Raw genomic sequence first — 16083 nt, forward strand, 5'->3', positions numbered from 1 at the left:
TAAATCTAGAGATCTAGCACTAGCTGAATAATATCTGAGTTATGTCATCTGCGCGGTAAAGAAATGTAAAGTTAAGCAAGAAATAGTCTAGCTAATACAATATGCCGAAAAATTCAGCAAGCGCGCAAAATTTAAAGAAAAAAGGTTTACAGCATCAGAGGGTTTGATATTATCCGCTCCGCACTTGTGGAGGGGTTCCCGAGTGGCCAAAGGGAACAGATTGTAAATCTGTCGGCTCTGCCTTCGATGGTTCGAATCCATCTCCCTCCACCATCATTTATTGGAATGCGCTATTGCGGGTTTCAACTGGTTGAAAAGCCAGAACAATATAGCAACACCCCGTGGAGGGGTTCCCGAGTGGCCAAAGGGAGCAGATTGTAAATCTGCCGGCTCTGCCTTCGATGGTTCGAATCCATCTCCCTCCACCATCTTTCTTGAAATTCGCAATAGCGTGTTTCATTGCTGTACGTTTAGCCAAGTACAGTGTAGCAACACCCCGTGGAGGGGTTCCCGAGTGGCCAAAGGGAACAGATTGTAAATCTGTCGGCTCTGCCTTCGATGGTTCGAATCCATCTCCCTCCACCATCTTTTTTGAAATTCGCAATAGCGTGTTTCATTGCTGTACGTTTAGCCAAGTACAGTTGTAGTAACACCCCGTGGAGGGGTTCCCGAGTGGCCAAAGGGAACAGATTGTAAATCTGTCGGCTCTGCCTTCGATGGTTCGAATCCATCTCCCTCCACCATCTTTCTTGAAATTCGCAATTGCGTGTTTCATTGCTGTACGCTTAGCCAAGTACAGTGTAGTAATACCCCGTGGAGGGGTTCCCGAGTGGCCAAAGGGAACAGATTGTAAATCTGTCGGCTCTGCCTTCGATGGTTCGAATCCATCTCCCTCCACCATCTTTCTTGAAATTCGCAATAGCGTGTTTCATTGCTGTACGCTTAGCCATGTACAGTGTAGTAATACCCCGTGGAGGGGTTCCCGAGTGGCCAAAGGGAACAGATTGTAAATCTGTCGGCTCTGCCTTCGATGGTTCGAATCCATCTCCCTCCACCATCTTTCTTGAAATCCGCAACAGCGTGTTTCATTGCTGTACGCTTAGCCAAGTACAGTGTAGTAATACCCCGTGGAGGGGTTCCCGAGTGGCCAAAGGGAACAGATTGTAAATCTGTCGGCTCTGCCTTCGATGGTTCGAATCCATCTCCCTCCACCATCTTTCTTGAAATCCGCAACAGCGTGTTTCATTGCTGTACGCTTAGCCATGTACAGTGTAGTAATACCCCGTGGAGGGGTTCCCGAGTGGCCAAAGGGAACAGATTGTAAATCTGTCGGCTCTGCCTTCGATGGTTCGAATCCATCTCCCTCCACCATCTTTCTTGAAATCCGCAATAGCGTGTTTCAATTGCTGTACGCTTAGCCATGTACAGTGTAGTAATACCCTGTGGAGGGGTTCCCGAGTGGCCAAAGGGAACAGATTGTAAATCTGTCGGCTCTGCCTTCGATGGTTCGAATCCATCTCCCTCCACCATCTTTCAAGCCAGTTGCGCAAGCAGCTGGCTTTTTCATATCTGCTTCATCTGGATCTCGCTTCTTTGAGCATTTGTTTTATGACAAATATTTCAACTAACGAATAACACGTATTTTTTCAAACTCAGATCACATACCTTTTCATCATATATCTCGCAGCTTGCCACCTATTGCATATACTGCTAACAATAATAAAAAATACAAGATTGGTATAAAACCTTATAATTATTTTGTCAGTCGCTAGGCGGTAAGGATCAAGGATGATGACAGCTAGCTACAACACTCCCCCCAAGCTTGATTGGGCAAAAAACAAAGTCTTAATTATCGATGATCAGCGCTCTGCTTCTACCATGCTAAAGAGCTTGCTTACTCCCCTTGGCATCAAGCATATCGATATCGCAGATACCTATGACGAAGCCGTACGTGCTTGTCGTAAAACCCATTACAATGTACTAATAACAGACTACCACTTAAATCAAGCCCTAAACGGCAGTGAATTAATTAGCTTATTACGCAGTAAACACCTTCTTTCATCCGCTTGCGGCATTATGATGATTTCGGGTGATCACTCTACCGAAGTGATCTTATCCACCCTTTCGGTTCAGCCTGATTGCTTTCTGACCAAACCAATAACCAATATCACACTAAAACAGAAAATCACCCAAACACTTATCGATTGTGAAATTCGTCAACCTGTCTATCAAGCGCTCGAAGCACATCAACCACAACGGGCGATAGAACTTTGTAAAAAGCAATTAACTCAATTTGGCCATAACCAAAAGCTTTCGGATTTACTGCTCGATTTGATGGTGGAAGAGCAGGCTTGGCAACAAATCAAACCCATTTTAACTTTTTTAAATGCCAAGCACCCAAGCCATAAAGTCACCATAATTGAAGCGAAATTGATGTACCATGAAGGCCATCTCGATCAAGCAATCCTGCATTTAGAGAGCTTGATAGAGCGTGCACCACTCTGCGTCGAGGCATTTGATACCTTAGTACACTATCAGCAGCTTAATCATCGTCCTTTTGATGCCCTTATCACGGCGCAACGGGCGTCCCAATTAACCCCAAGTGCCAGCCACCGTGCATTGATCCTTGCCCAGCAAGCGGCCGACTTAAATCAGCCAGACGACCTACTCAATGCTGGTCGAGTATTGGCTAATCATTTACCCATCATAGATATCAGCTGGATTGTTCGTTTTGCGGAATTTAACGCTATTTTTGAGCAGTTATACTTCTCACCGCGAACCAACCAATCGCGCCGTCAGTTACTGCAAGAGCTCAAAGCGATTCAACAGCGCGCATTCGGTCGCCTACTGCCAGCACAGCAACCATTTTTAACCGCTTATGGTCATATTGTTCGATCGCGTTTTTACCTCAGCGAAGGCAAACCATTAAAAGCAAAACGCCGTGCGCTAATTGGCCTTAGCCACTACTTTGATAAAGTCACTAAGCTGCCTTCCGTTATTTTGGTTGAACTACTGCCTATTCTAATGAATCTTGGCGAAGTGCTGCTGATCAGTGAGGTTCATGAGACCTTAAGCTTGCGAGATAGATTTGATGGCCATAGTTTGCAACGCATTGATTCGCTGCGCAGCAACACTGACGCGATAAACAGTATCAAAGCATTAGCGCTACAATTGAGTGACGCAAAGGCCCTTATCGTCACTCAACCACAACAAGCGATGCACTTATATGAGCAAATACTAAGCCGTTATCCGTATAGTTCAGATGCGAACTTAGGCTATCTTGACGCTTATAGCCGTCAGAGTGCTAGCCCAGAACAACAGCTAAAACCCTATTCACGACTACGTCGCCAAGCCATTAGTGTGATGCCATTACCTGCCGATTACGAAGCATGGCGTAGCCGTATATTCAATCAGCTTGATGATCGGCCAACCCAGTTCAGTGAACCGCCAGCCACGACACCATCATTGCTATCGATAGATCTATCTCCTGATATGGAGCCTGCTACCGTTCACAATAGCGATACTGACGCTAACGTCATTGAGCTCGCTCCTGTCAATCACAATCACAATCACAATCAATAGCACGGTAAGTTACGCGTACAGCATAAATAAAAAAATGCCCTCATGTTCAGACGACTATTGAACATGAAGGCATAAATGTATGTATTACTGGCGATTTAGTTTCTAACGTCTAAATTCTCACTGTTTAATTCTGCTGAGTATCATTCTACCGAGTTTCACCCAGCCATTAACCTAGAACACTGGCACCTAATGACAACATAATGGTGTTAAGTACCACGAAGAAAGCAACCAGTGGACCAATGAATTTCAACCATGTGATGTAAGGAACACGACCAATCGCAAGGCCGCCCATTAGCACACCATACGTTGGTGTAACGAATAGCACAGTACCAATACCACACACGAAGGCAGTAACCACTAACTCACGACCAGTGTTTGCAAAGTCAGCTAAAGGAGCCAAAATAGGCATACTCATTACCGCAAGGCCTGATGTTGACGACACCACAAACGCCAGCAACATTTCAATCCAGTACACCGCATTAATGAACAGCACTGAACTTTTATCGGCCACTAAGCCTTCGGCGTAGAACAAGATAGTATCGGTAATATTACCCGCTTCCATCACCACCACGATGCCGCGCGCTACACCCACAATCAGTGCCACACCAATGAGGTCAGCCGCACCCGCCACAAACGAGTTGATCAAATCGTCTTCACTCAGGCGACCCACGATGCCACAGATGATCCCCATCACAATGAACAAGGTACTCATTTCTGCCATCCACCAGCCTAAGGTAGATACACCGTAAATCATGATGATAAAGGTGGCAGCGAACAGTGCTAGCACAATTTTCTGCTTCAATGTGAGCGCGATATCTAAATCACTGTCGTTACGATTCGACAAAAAGTGGTCAGCATTGGCTTTGTTAATATCCGCAATCAGCGAGCGGCTCGGATCTTTTTGGATCATCTTGGCGTAGCGAATCACGTACGCGCAGCCAATAATCAATGCAATTACTAAGATACCAAGACGAAGCCCAAAGCCATCAAGGAAGTCGACCCCACCCGCATTCGATGCAATCACGTTACCAAATGGGTTGATGGTTGAGCCTAACGTACCAATACCTGACCCGACAAAGATAACCGCCACCGCAACCAGGGCATCAAAACCCGCCGCAATAAAGATAGGAATTAACAAGCCATAGAACGCCAAGGTTTCTTCTGCCATACCGTAACTGGTACCGCCCAGTGCAAATAAGGTCATCAAAATAGGGATCATCATGATTTCTCGACCTTTTAGTCGGATCATAATGCGAGTGATCCCCGCATCAATGGCCCCCGTTTTGGTGATAATACCCAAGAAACCACCGACCATTAACACGAACAGACTCACGTCCATGGCACCAACAATATTGGTAGCAGGATCGTAAAAGCCTGAAATCGGTGCCATTAAGGTATCAAGTACCCCTTGAGGCGATGCTTCAATTTGATGATATGACCCAGGAATAGGCACATCACGCCCTAAGGCTTCGTTAAATACCCGCTCGTACTGCCCCGCTGACAAAATGTGTGTCAGCAACGCAAAGAAAGCTATTAACCCCAATAAAATAGTGAACGCATTTGGAAACTTCTTAATTTTAAACATGGAACCCTCGCATTATTATTATTCGCGACGTACAAGGAAAAGTTTGATTAACCACGCACATAAGATTTATGTACGAATTCAGAGGTAGCGCATTGCAATACACCGCCGTAACCCAATTCAAAGGTCACCACGCTGCCAATTTGATAGTCAGACTCGCAGTCTGTTAGGTCTAAAATAAGGTGATCACTGCTACCGCCCACCACAGTGATGCGGCTATCGCTTGGAATGATTTGATCGATATCGACATCTTGGCGGCCAATGGCACATAGGCCACGACAACGGATACCACGATCGACAAACTCAGGGGTGTTACCGAACGCATCAAGCGCTGTAGAGAGTGTTGGAACGGAAGGTTTGTGTTTGATTTCAATCAGTTCAGCATGCAGATGGATGGCATCTTGCTGAGTATGAGGAACAGGCTCATCATTAAGGCCAATCCCCATGATCACTGAAGCACCAAGGCGCAGTTGATTGACCTGCGATGGCATCTCTTTATCCAGCATTAAGGTTAATCCAGCAGAACTTGCGCCTGAAATAACAGATAACTTAATGTTGTATTTCGATTCAATTTTTTCTGCTAACGCAACCAATTGGTTTTGATTGTCAGCACTTGGTGCTACGCCACCGTAACAGGCTAAATTACTGCCTAAACCAATCAACTCAAGGTTAGGCAACGACAGCACTAATTCAGCTAGCCACAAGGTCTCATCTTCATCAAAGCAACCTTCACGTAAATCACCCAAATCATGCATGAGTACCACACGGTGTTGCTTGTTAGCTTTAACTGCGGCTTCTGACAAGGCGCACAACACGGTGGATTCTGAATTCAGCGAAATATCAGCCAGCGCTACTACCTCATCGACTTCCGAAAACGACGGTAATCGGATCAGCATTTTATCGGCGGTTAAATGTTGGTAACGGGCAAGATTTTTGAGCCGTGCATCACCCAGAATTTCAATTCCACCCGCTACCATAGCTTGTGCTAATTCAGGTGCACCGAGTAATAATTTGGTCACGCCAACAGGCTTAATACCGTAGTCTTTACAAGACTTCACCATATTGACGGCATTTGACTCAATCGTATCGAGATTAATGGATAGTTGTGGGTACTGCATATTTCATCCTGTTAATAGTACAACGCCTTGGTGCTATTAACCGAAATTAGCCCACTTGTTAAAATAGTTAGTTTGTCATGTTTACATGCCAATTAAATAAAACAACAATTTCGATGCGTAATTATATTTCGTAAATAAAAAAGCCAGCTGAAAAACATTTCAACTGGCCAGAATAAAATTTCAAATTATCATTTTAACAAAACCATGAATACCAGTACCGACTTAACTAAGTGATAGTTCCGCCACCACCCTTTTTATATCGTGAGATTGCTTTAAATCATTCACCAATGCTTTCGAGGCTAACGATAGGTCGTGCTGCTCATTGGTGGTTAAATAAAAATGGGTTGAATAAGCAAGTTCTTCCACCACAGGCACTTTAACCATCATCCCTTTTTGTAGCCAGATATCAGCATAATGGTCCGGTAAATAGCCCATAAAGCGCCCTGATAAAATCAGATGGGCAGTGGCTTCCATGTTGGGTGCATAGGCCGTGCAGCAAGCTGCCATCACCTCGCTCATTGGCGTAATATGATGAGCTAACCCTCGCTCAACCAAGGCATTATTTTGAATGTCCTCAAGGCTTGCTGGTCGCTGAATACCAAGAATGGCATGTTGTGGTACGCAGTATAAACTTTGTTTTTCTTCAAAGAGATAATGGTAATCCAATCCGCTTTTTTTGACTTCCGATGAGGTGATACCAATATCAAACTTATCTTCTAGTAACCCTTTTTCAATCTGGTAAGAATCAGCGATTGCGCAATCAATCCGCACTTGCGGGTGCTTATCAACAAATGACGCGATCGCGGCAGAAATCAAGCAATCAGGGTTAGTAACTAAGTTATCTACCATACCAAACTGAATGTTACCGCAAGACACACTGCGGATATTATCGATCTGCTTTTGAAACACATCAATTTGGCCAAACAACTGTCGACTCATCTCATACACTTTCAGACCGTCAGGCGTTAATTTGAAACCACTTCGCCCTCGATGACACAAGGTCATCCCTAGCCGTGTTTCTAAATCATTCATCTTCTTACTAATACTTGATTGATGCATATTCAATTGATATTGCGCAGCGGAAAAACCATCACTTTCAACAATGATCAGAAAAAGCTGCAATAACCGAATATCTATATCGTCAATTTTTTTCATTATAATTATTCACTCACATTGATTCAGCCATATTAGTTCTGCTAAATCAAATCATCTCAATTAAAAGACCTAACCATAGTGACGACCATTATAAATAGATGAGTAAATAATAATGCGAAGCGAGTAATAGTTCCGTTATCGCTCATTGTATACATCTGAACTATCACTATATTAATGTAAATATATTGAACACCATCACAGTAATGCTAATAAAAGTCAGCAAGCAAATAATGCAATGCAGTAAGCACTTGTTGTTATACCAATAGCGTTAATTAAGCAGCATTCATCGACGCTAACGTTATCCCCTACTTTGAATCGGTGGAAAATCTGTAAAGGTCTGATACCATCGGGAGATAATACTCGTTTCATCGAGTCTGTAGAGTTAGCTAGATAGGATAAACAATGAAAGTCATTTCGTTCAACATTAATGGTTTACGCGCACGCCTTCATCAATTACAAGCCTTGATTGAAAAGCACCAGCCAGATGTGATTGGCTTACAAGAAATCAAAGTACACGACGAAGCTTTCCCACTAGCGGATGTTGAAGCCATGGGTTACAAGGTTTATCACCATGGTCAGAAAGCCCATTACGGCGTGGCTATGCTGTGTAAGCAAGAACCTATTTCGGTACAAAAGGGCTTTCCTACCGATGATGAAGACGCACAACGCCGCATGATCATGGCAACCTTTGAACAAGAGAATGGCAAAAAGATCACGGTACTAAACGGCTATTTTCCACAAGGTGAAAATGTTAGTCACGAAACCAAATTCCCAGCCAAAGAAAAATTCTACGCTGACTTAATGCACTACTTAAACGATCACCACAACAATGAAGAAGAAGTGATTGTGATGGGTGATATTAATATTAGCCCTGCCGATAATGATATCGGTATCGGTCCTGCTAACGCGAAGCGTTGGTTAAAAACAGGCAAATGTTCTTTCCAACCAATTGAGCGTGAATGGCTAAAAACACTGATGGATTGGGGGTTTGTGGATACCTTCCGTCAACTACACCCAGATACCAACGATAAATACTCGTGGTTCGATTACCGTTCAAAAGGTTTTGTGGATAACCGCGGCCTACGAATTGACGTAATTCTTGCGACACCATCACTGGCTGAACGCTGTGTAGAAGCCGATGTCGATTACGAATTACGTGGTATCGAAAAGCCTTCAGATCACGCGCCAATTTGGTCAACCTTTAGCTGATTATTGACTCAGTATAGCGACTACGCGTATGTTCATATCTTCAACCAGGCTTATTGACGAAATAGACAGTTGTAAATAATAAGCCATCACCAACAAGGAAACGCTATGAAACTGTTCGTTTTTGATCACTGTCCATTTTGTATTAAAGCGATGATGGTCGCTGGGCTGAAAAAAATCGACCTTGAGATCGTCTACTTACAAAACCACGATATTAATGCACGTATCGAAAAAGTAGGTGAAAACCTCGTGCCTATCCTGCAAAAAGAGGATGGCAGTTTCATGGCTGAAAGTTTAGATATCGTGATCCATCTTGATGCGCTTGATGGCAATCCCTTACTGCTTGCCAATAAGCATAAAGAAGATATTGCACGTTATCTCGAAGCGGCGGGCCCTTACAGCTCACGCTTACTTTTCCCGCGTTGGTTGATGATTGATTTACCTGAGTTCCAGTGCCAAGAAGCCAAAGATTGGTTTGAAACTAAAAAATCAACGATGATTGAGCAAGACTTTGATGACGCCTTTGCCCGTAGCGAAGAGTATTTAGATGGCCTAAACCAAGCATTGGCTGAGCACCTGAACTGGGTACGCTTACCGTCTGAGCGCAACAATGAACTCGCGTGTGATGATGTCAATCTGTTCCCGTTCTTACGCAACTTAACCGTGATCAAGGGTGTCGACTTCCCAAGCCATGTTCGCAAATACATCGATGAAGTGGCCGCACTAACAGGCATCAGCTTGTACGATGACGTGGCGGTGTAGTCCTAAAATCAAAAAAGACTTATGACAGGAAAAAGGCTGAACTTCTGTATGGTTCAGCCTTTTTTGTATTCGAGGGTTATTTGTATTTGAATACGATTTCTATTCGGAGACTATATGAGCCGCTATATCACCAAATCTATCACTCGCTATGTGATCAGCTCAGTGGTTTTAAATGGCGTAACCACCGCCCTTCTAATCGTCTAAAGCCCCAGATAATCACAAAGGTGAGTGCCATGTAGCACATACCAGCAAATAAGAAGGATTCAAACGGTGCGTAATAACGCGAGTTAACAATACGTGCTGCCCCCGTTAAATCGACAATGGTGACAATCCCGGCCACTGCAGAGCCATGCACCATGAAGATCACTTCATTACTGTAGGCTGGTAATGCACGGCGAAGTGCACTGGGTAAAATCACCCGGCGAAACGCTTGTAGTGTACTCATGCCGTAGGCTTTTGCCGCTTCAACTTCACCTTGTGGAATACCATTAATAGCACCACGAATAATTTCTGCCGTATACGCAGCGGTATTGAGCACAAAGGCCACTAAGGCGCAAAACCACGCCTCTTGCCATAAGGTTCCTTGCACTTGAATCAGCTGACTTAAACCGTAATAAATCAAGTAGAGCTGGATCAATAATGGTGTGCCACGAAAGAAATAGATAAAGCCCCAAGCAGGCAATGATAGCCAATAATGTTTGCTATTTCGTGCCACACCAATCGGAATCGCGACCACCAAGCCAACCACTAACGCGACGGCTACCATCCATAATGTAGTGTAAAAGCCTTGAAGGTAAATCGGCCAACTTTCGGTAAGAATACTAAAATCCATCACTTACCTCGTGTGTATGCTGAAACGACGCTCTGCCCACTTCAATGCTGAAGTCGACAAGGTCGTGAATAATAAGAAAATGACGGCAACCGTCATGTAAAAGGTGAAAGGCATTTGGGTTGTCCCCGCCGCTAGCGAGCCTTTACGCACCATGTCATCCAGCCCGATGATCGAAACCAGCGCGGTGGTTTTTAATAGCACTAGCCAGTTGTTACCAAACCCAGGTAAGGCATGGCGGATCATTTGTGGAAAAAGGATACGTCGAAAAGCCAGCACGCCACTCATACCATAGGCCTTAGCCGCTTCAAGCTCGCCTTTATCCACCGCCATGATCGCGCCACGGAAGGTTTCTGCCATATACGCACCAAAGATAAAGCCAATCGTCAGGATACCCGCAACAAAAGGGCTGATTTCAATATAATCAGGCAGGTATTGCGCCCATTCGTGATTAGGATCAGACGAGGTGAAATAATTGTTTAGCCATTCATTGATGTTATAAAGACTGTCATTTAGCAGCATTTGACCACCAAAGAAAATCAGCATCATCAAAACCAGATCTGGGATCCCACGGATCACCGTGGTGTACACAGTCGCAACCGCTCTAGCCCAGCGATAAGGTGAAAGTTTAGCTAATGCCCCAAGCATCCCTAATATCGCCGCAAGCAGTAAAGACAATAGCGCCACCTGCAATGTGACCCATGCGCCTTCCACCAGTGACCATTCATAGCCTTTTAAATCTAACAATTGGGTACTCCTTTACACCAACCTAAATAAGTAACGGCGCATGTTTGCTGGTTAAAAACCACGGATAACTGCGTTATATATTTTGTAGATAGAGCAACTCGCTAGCGGCAATCTAGCTGTGGGAGTAAGAGCGATAAGGCATAAGCCGCTTATGCCTTATCGCGTTGCTTACTATGGGTATCGACCTTACTTACCGTAGACATCATAAGCGAAGTATTTCGCTGCAATTTCTTGGTAAATGCCTTTTTCACGTAGCGATAAAATAGCGGCATCGAGTTTTTTAGTCAGGTCTTTATCTTGCTTACGCAATGCGATACCAAAGCCATCGCCAAACCATTTAGGATCTGTCAGTGATGGGCCAATAAATTCATAACCGTCACCACCATCTTTGTTCAATAGCCCTTCTTCTAGCGCCGACGCATCACCCAATACTGTTGCAATACGGCCCGCTTTTAAATCAAGGTACGCATCATCAAATGAGCCATAACGTACAATTTCAACTGAGCTGAAGTTATCCGTCAGATACTTATCATGCGTTGTAGCACGCTGAACACCCACCTTAACCCCGTCTAAACCCGCTTCGGTAAAGTCAATTTCAGTGCCTTTTTTCGCCACGAACTTGTTGGGAATAAGGGCATACTTACCCGTGAAGTCGATCTTCTTTTTACGTTCCTCAGTGATAGACATGGCTGCGATGATGGCATCGTATTTACGTGCAAGTAGCGATGGAATGATGCCATCCCAGTCTTGCGCGACGATCTTACATTTTGCTTTCAGCTCTTTACATAGCGCATTGGCCATGTCGACATCAAAGCCTTTCAGTTCACCATTAGGTTCAGTCCAGCTAAACGGAGGGTAAGCCCCTTCAATACCAAAGCGGATTTGTTTCCACTCTTTTGCCTGTACCGCTGTGGTGCCTAATGCTGAAACCAGTGCCGCAGCTAAAATCCATTTTTTCATTGTCTATCTCCTGTTGTGTTTACCTTGCAAAGCCCCTACACCCCAAACGCTGGCGCTCTACAACGCGAAAACGGCTACACGCCTTCGGTGCTATACACCGTTCTTATTAATATATTGATGATATAAACTGTTGAAGCCGTTCTGATTCTGGGTTTGTGAATAGTTTCTCAGGGTGACCTTGCTCTTCGACTAATCCTTGATGGAGAAACATCACTTGATTCGACACATCGCGGGCAAATGCCATTTCGTGGGTAACCACCAACATGGTACGCCCCTCTTGTGCTAAATCTTGCATGACGCCCAGTACTTCCCCAACCAGTTCAGGGTCAAGAGCAGATGTCGGTTCGTCAAACAGCATAACTTCAGGATCAACGGCTAATGCGCGAGCAATCGCTGCGCGTTGTTGCTGGCCACCAGAAAGGTGCCCTGGGTAATAATGGCGTCGTTCGTACAAGCCCACTTTCTTTAATAACGCCTCCCCCTTTTCTATGGCTTCAGCCTTGGGCACACCAAGTACATGAATAGGCGCTTCAATGACGTTTCCTAATACTGTCATGTGCGACCATAGATTGAAGCCTTGGAATACCATAGCTAAACGGGAGCGAATACGCTGAACTTGCTTTTCATCGGTAGGAAGGAACTCACCACGTCGGTTGGTGGCCATCTTAATTTGCTCGCCATTTACCCAAATTTCACCTTGAGTCGGTGTTTCGAGCAAATTGATACAGCGCAGAAAAGTACTCTTCCCTGAACCAGAAGAGCCAATAATGGACACCACGTCACCACCTTGCGCAGTGAGAGATATCCCTTTTAAGACTTCATTTTGGCCAAACGACTTATGTAATTCTTTGACCTCAAGCGCTACCGCATCCGTCATGCGCTCTTACTCCTTTAATTCCATCAAAAGGAAAATTGCTCTTAATTACGAACAAAATCTTTCGCTATTTTGTTAACGCTTTGTCGAAGGTATCACCGAGAAGTATATTTGGCAACATTTTGTTAACTAGCCACAAAGTGAATAATAACTCGCCACATCTGAATATTAAAACAGCTTTTCATAACCTTAACTTAGTTGCCAATCATCCAATCTTACGGTAGGTTAGCACCCTGAATTATCCGCTTTATTTTGTTTCTCGTAGTTTCGGATGAAAATATAATGCAACGCTCTTTTATTCCTTTGTGGCACGCCTTTTCCCTGGTTGTTTTTACGCTCTTTCTATTACCGTCGACGGTTTACGCCACACAGCCTTCAACACATACTGCAGAGCAGGCTTCAGAGCAGGCTTCAGAACTGGCCTCAACACCAACTGTGCTTACCGTTGTACCCGAATATCGCGATCGCATTACACGCAATTTTAACCCTTTCACACTGCTGAGCATGCCAACTACGCATGAGTTCATTTTTGAGCCTCTGATCATCTTCAATTCTTTACAGAATAATAAGCCAGAATATCGCCTTGCCACAGCTTATAGCCTTAGTCGGGATCTCACACATATTCAATTTACACTGCGCCGCGGTGTACTGTGGTCAGATGGAAAACCATTCACGGCTGATGATGTTCTTTATTCATTTAACTTGATCCAAAGGTATCCAGCACTTGATTCTCATGCCATTCGAACTCAACTAAAATCAATCCGAAAGCTGTCTGACTATGACATTGAGATTGAGCTCAAACAGGCGAATGCATTAGCCGCACACCAACTGGTGCTATTACCCATAGTGCCAAAACACCAGTGGAAGAAGGTAAAAGATCCAGTGCACTATACCAATCCAACACCGATTGGCACTGGGCCATTCACGGTTATTGCATCCTTAAACGACGACCACTACCAGCAATGTACTAACCCTCACTACTGGCAAGCGCGCGAAGTACACATAGATTGCTTACGCTACCCATTAGTCAAAAACAACGATGATTTTATTGCGCGGATTGTAACGGGAGAGTTTGATTGGACGGGATCATTTATTCCCGATATCGAGCGCCACTATGCGTCATATTCCGAAGACTTTCATTATTGGTTACCCCCAGCTAGCACCATTAGCCTGATCTTCAATTACAAAGTTGCCGACAATGAATTACGCCAAGTAATAGAAAATGTAGCGTTTCGCCGCGCTATTTCCATGGTTTTCCAGCGCCAACTATTAATTGATATTGCTGCTTTTGGCCAAGGTGTACCGTCTGAGTTTGCATCTGGTATGAGCCAACGATTCACCCCATGGGCGGATACGGCTATCACAGAAAAATACCGCCCCTATATGACGTTCAATCCTGAGCAAGCCAATACGATGCTCGATGCGCTTCAACTAGAAGATAAAGACGGTGATGGCTGGCGTGATTTGCCATCAGGTAAACCCCTGACATTATCGGTTCTCACCCCGTCGGGTTGGACGGACTTCAACACCACGGCCATGCTACTGGCCGAGATGTTAGAAAATGTTGGGATCCATACCACCCATATTCAAACGGGGTTTGAAGAATTTGCTGAACGCTTATCCTACGGGGATTATATTACTGCGCTTACCAACTACCCGCAGGGGTTAACGCCGTATAAATACTTTAACTCGGGCTTTAACAGTGCTTATCAAGCACCACAGTACCCAAGATATGCAAAGCACTTCTATAAAGATAAGCAGATCGATCAGCTGCTTGCCTCTTTTCCTACCGCTTCGACAGTTAAAGAGCGTGCCAGCATTATTAAACAACTCAACGAAACTATCGCTAGCAAGCAACTCACGGTACCTTTATTCAATACAGTGCAGTTTTACCAGTACAACACTCAACGCTTTACCGGTTGGTTTAATGAGCGAAACCCAGTGGCCAGTCCGCTTATTTGGCCGCAATCACCAGAACGTTTATTACATTTACTGGCATTACGACCAAAAACTCAGTAACCGCGCTGATAGCCACTGTATGAATGCTCCCAGCAGATGTTGGGTGGGAACAAACAAATTTGATTGGCTTACGGATAAAATGGCTATCTTACTGACATAAAAATACGATGGGCATGCCATCGTTTTTTTGTATCACAAGCACATCGTACTAGAACATCGTCTCTTGATTTGATGGCACGTGGAATACCTCACCATGGTCTTTCATTCTTTCCATGGTTTTAAGGTCAACTTCCATTTCAGTGACGTAGCTGTCACCGACAGGGTAGCTGCGAATAACGCGTGCACCACGGATAATACCGTCAACTGCACCATCGGTGTTTTCAACGCCGAGTTGTTGATCTTCCATTCCCGCACGGGCACTGATCCGCATACCATAGACTTGTTCTGTTAACTCTCGGTATGCATCAATTTTTGATGCTCGCATCGCGCGGACTTGTTTTTCTTCTAATGTACGACCACGTTGTTCACTGATCGATGCATAACCGACAGCAGTGATCACATCATCATCACGAATTTCAACAAGAGGCTGACACCCAACAAGTAGCAATAAAATTGCAGCCATCCAGATACGCATAGTTTCTCCTAGGGTTTCAGTACCACATTGCCGCGATCAAATTCATTCACTTCAGAACGAATAATAACACCATTGCGCATGCGCATCTTATTCAAAGTATCTAAGTCACGGCCTAAACGATCAGCAGGTAAGAACCCCTGCGCCGATGCAATAACAACGCGTGAACGCATGCCAATGATACGTGCATTCACTAACACACCCCCACCTTGGCGTAGCATAGTCCCCGTCAAAACATAGTCGACAGGCTGCTCTGATGCGAGCTCGCGCCAGTTACGACTAATGGTAAAGTCACCATCTTTCGTAACTTTAATTGCGCCCGTTGCTTTGTAATCAACAACGGTAAAACCACGTTGTTGCATCTGGTACATAAAGCCTTCAGTCACTGTGTTCCCTAGCCAATTGGTCTCATCCATCTGCTGAAGATCAACAAAAGAAGTAACCGCTAACGGTGTTTTTGCCGTCAAGTATTGATTAGATTCGACCAATTGTTCCGTCATCCCTTCGATGAAAAAATCAATGGTATGACGAGGCGTCTTCTTTAACAGGTACTCGTTGCCCGTGTATGGTTCTTTACCATTATAAATCGGCGAGTATGAGCATGATGCCGTCATCAATGACAGCAACACGACTATCCACTTTTTCATTCTATCCCGCTCCGGATGCAAAAGGACCTAT

Annotated in this window: 13 protein-coding genes and 9 tRNA genes; 13 read left to right on the forward strand and 9 right to left on the reverse strand. The window is 44.6% G+C overall.

What is annotated here, in order from left to right:
- The first annotated feature begins 188 nt into the window (after positions 1–188).
- From L4C35_RS07820 to L4C35_RS07865, 10 genes are all read left to right on the forward strand, one after another.
- Positions 189–273 (forward strand) — tRNA-Tyr (locus tag L4C35_RS07820).
- Positions 274–343: 70 nt separating this feature from the next.
- A tRNA-Tyr gene (locus L4C35_RS07825) sits at positions 344–428 on the forward strand.
- 72 nt (positions 429–500) lie between these two features.
- A tRNA-Tyr gene (locus L4C35_RS07830) sits at positions 501–585 on the forward strand.
- Between the two features lie 73 nt (positions 586–658).
- Positions 659–743: transfer RNA gene (locus tag L4C35_RS07835), tRNA-Tyr, on the forward strand.
- 72 nt (positions 744–815) lie between these two features.
- Positions 816–900 (forward strand) — tRNA-Tyr (locus tag L4C35_RS07840).
- A 72-nt stretch (positions 901–972) separates the two neighbouring features.
- Positions 973–1057, forward strand: a tRNA-Tyr gene (locus L4C35_RS07845).
- A 72-nt stretch (positions 1058–1129) separates the two neighbouring features.
- Positions 1130–1214 (forward strand) — tRNA-Tyr (locus L4C35_RS07850).
- Positions 1215–1286: 72 nt separating this feature from the next.
- Positions 1287–1371, forward strand: a tRNA-Tyr gene (locus L4C35_RS07855).
- A 73-nt stretch (positions 1372–1444) separates the two neighbouring features.
- Positions 1445–1529 (forward strand) — tRNA-Tyr (locus tag L4C35_RS07860).
- 259 nt (positions 1530–1788) lie between these two features.
- Complete coding sequence (locus L4C35_RS07865) at positions 1789–3582, forward strand: response regulator (protein ID WP_428462370.1); 1794 nt, start codon at positions 1789–1791, stop codon at positions 3580–3582.
- 166 nt (positions 3583–3748) lie between these two features.
- Here the strand turns inward: L4C35_RS07865 and L4C35_RS07870 are convergent, their stop codons facing one another.
- The 3 genes from L4C35_RS07870 to L4C35_RS07880 form a co-directional block, all read right to left on the reverse strand.
- Positions 3749–5167: a YfcC family protein gene (locus tag L4C35_RS07870; RefSeq protein WP_048898206.1), complete on the reverse strand. Its 1419-nt coding sequence runs from the start codon at positions 5165–5167 to the stop codon at positions 3749–3751.
- Between the two features lie 47 nt (positions 5168–5214).
- On the reverse strand, positions 5215–6282 hold the full coding sequence (locus L4C35_RS07875; RefSeq protein WP_428462371.1) for an alanine/ornithine racemase family PLP-dependent enzyme: 1068 nt from the start codon (positions 6280–6282) through the stop codon (positions 5215–5217).
- 222 nt (positions 6283–6504) lie between these two features.
- Positions 6505–7437 (reverse strand): LysR family transcriptional regulator, encoded by a 933-nt coding sequence (locus L4C35_RS07880; RefSeq protein ID WP_428462372.1) that lies wholly within the window; start codon positions 7435–7437, stop codon positions 6505–6507.
- Positions 7438–7839: 402 nt separating this feature from the next.
- Between L4C35_RS07880 and xthA the strand changes: the two genes are divergently transcribed.
- On the forward strand, positions 7840–8646 hold the full coding sequence (gene xthA / locus L4C35_RS07885) for an exodeoxyribonuclease III (protein ID WP_428462373.1): 807 nt from the start codon (positions 7840–7842) through the stop codon (positions 8644–8646).
- A 105-nt stretch (positions 8647–8751) separates the two neighbouring features.
- On the forward strand, positions 8752–9405 hold the full coding sequence (gene grxB / locus L4C35_RS07890; protein WP_428462374.1) for a glutaredoxin 2: 654 nt from the start codon (positions 8752–8754) through the stop codon (positions 9403–9405).
- Between the two features lie 154 nt (positions 9406–9559).
- On the opposite strand, the gene L4C35_RS07895 is transcribed toward grxB, so the two are convergent.
- The 4 genes from L4C35_RS07895 to L4C35_RS07910 all read right to left on the reverse strand — a co-directional run bounded on the left by L4C35_RS07895 (position 9560) and on the right by L4C35_RS07910 (position 12818).
- On the reverse strand, positions 9560–10237 hold the full coding sequence (locus L4C35_RS07895) for an ABC transporter permease (RefSeq protein ID WP_428462375.1): 678 nt from the start codon (positions 10235–10237) through the stop codon (positions 9560–9562).
- A 3-nt stretch (positions 10238–10240) separates the two neighbouring features.
- Positions 10241–10981, reverse strand: a complete 741-nt coding sequence (locus L4C35_RS07900; protein ID WP_428462376.1) for an ABC transporter permease — start codon at positions 10979–10981, stop codon at positions 10241–10243.
- A gap of 186 nt (positions 10982–11167) precedes the next feature.
- Complete coding sequence (locus L4C35_RS07905) at positions 11168–11941, reverse strand: ABC transporter substrate-binding protein (protein ID WP_428462377.1); 774 nt, start codon at positions 11939–11941, stop codon at positions 11168–11170.
- Positions 11942–12047: 106 nt separating this feature from the next.
- A complete protein-coding gene (locus L4C35_RS07910; RefSeq protein WP_428462378.1) occupies positions 12048–12818 on the reverse strand; it encodes an ABC transporter ATP-binding protein in 771 nt (256 codons plus the stop codon).
- Positions 12819–13097: 279 nt separating this feature from the next.
- On the opposite strand from L4C35_RS07910, the gene L4C35_RS07915 reads away from it, so the two are divergent.
- Positions 13098–14834, forward strand: coding sequence for an ABC transporter substrate-binding protein (locus L4C35_RS07915; protein WP_428462379.1), 1737 nt, complete (start codon positions 13098–13100; stop codon positions 14832–14834).
- Between the two features lie 148 nt (positions 14835–14982).
- On the opposite strand, the gene L4C35_RS07920 is transcribed toward L4C35_RS07915, so the two are convergent.
- Both L4C35_RS07920 and L4C35_RS07925 read right to left on the reverse strand, forming a co-directional pair.
- The gene (locus tag L4C35_RS07920; protein WP_428462380.1) at positions 14983–15408 is read right to left on the reverse strand and encodes an LPP20 family lipoprotein; all 426 of its coding nucleotides are present in this window, start codon (positions 15406–15408) and stop codon (positions 14983–14985) included.
- Between the two features lie 8 nt (positions 15409–15416).
- Entirely contained in the window at positions 15417–16052 is a 636-nt protein-coding gene (locus tag L4C35_RS07925) for a FlgO family outer membrane protein (RefSeq protein WP_428462381.1), read from the reverse strand.
- Positions 16053–16083: the final 31 nt, after the last annotated feature.

This window comes from Photobacterium kagoshimensis (genome assembly GCF_050337045.1).
Classification (GTDB): Bacteria; Pseudomonadota; Gammaproteobacteria; order Enterobacterales; family Vibrionaceae; genus Photobacterium; species Photobacterium kagoshimensis.

Excerpts from the sequence above, each read along its gene's own strand:
- L4C35_RS07865 (WP_428462370.1), top strand. The coding sequence starts at position 1,789 with ATGATGACAGCTAGCTACAACACTCCCCCCAAGCTTGATTGGGCAAAA.
- L4C35_RS07870 (WP_048898206.1), bottom strand. The coding sequence starts at position 5,167 with ATGTTTAAAATTAAGAAGTTTCCAAATGCGTTCACTATTTTATTGGGG.
- L4C35_RS07875 (WP_428462371.1), bottom strand. The coding sequence starts at position 6,282 with ATGCAGTACCCACAACTATCCATTAATCTCGATACGATTGAGTCAAAT.
- L4C35_RS07880 (WP_428462372.1), bottom strand. The coding sequence starts at position 7,437 with ATGAAAAAAATTGACGATATAGATATTCGGTTATTGCAGCTTTTTCTG.
- xthA (WP_428462373.1), top strand. The coding sequence starts at position 7,840 with ATGAAAGTCATTTCGTTCAACATTAATGGTTTACGCGCACGCCTTCAT.
- grxB (WP_428462374.1), top strand. The coding sequence starts at position 8,752 with ATGAAACTGTTCGTTTTTGATCACTGTCCATTTTGTATTAAAGCGATG.
- L4C35_RS07895 (WP_428462375.1), bottom strand. The coding sequence starts at position 10,237 with ATGGATTTTAGTATTCTTACCGAAAGTTGGCCGATTTACCTTCAAGGC.
- L4C35_RS07905 (WP_428462377.1), bottom strand. The coding sequence starts at position 11,941 with ATGAAAAAATGGATTTTAGCTGCGGCACTGGTTTCAGCATTAGGCACC.
- L4C35_RS07910 (WP_428462378.1), bottom strand. The coding sequence starts at position 12,818 with ATGACGGATGCGGTAGCGCTTGAGGTCAAAGAATTACATAAGTCGTTT.
- L4C35_RS07915 (WP_428462379.1), top strand. The coding sequence starts at position 13,098 with ATGCAACGCTCTTTTATTCCTTTGTGGCACGCCTTTTCCCTGGTTGTT.
- L4C35_RS07920 (WP_428462380.1), bottom strand. The coding sequence starts at position 15,408 with ATGCGTATCTGGATGGCTGCAATTTTATTGCTACTTGTTGGGTGTCAG.
- L4C35_RS07925 (WP_428462381.1), bottom strand. The coding sequence starts at position 16,052 with ATGAAAAAGTGGATAGTCGTGTTGCTGTCATTGATGACGGCATCATGC.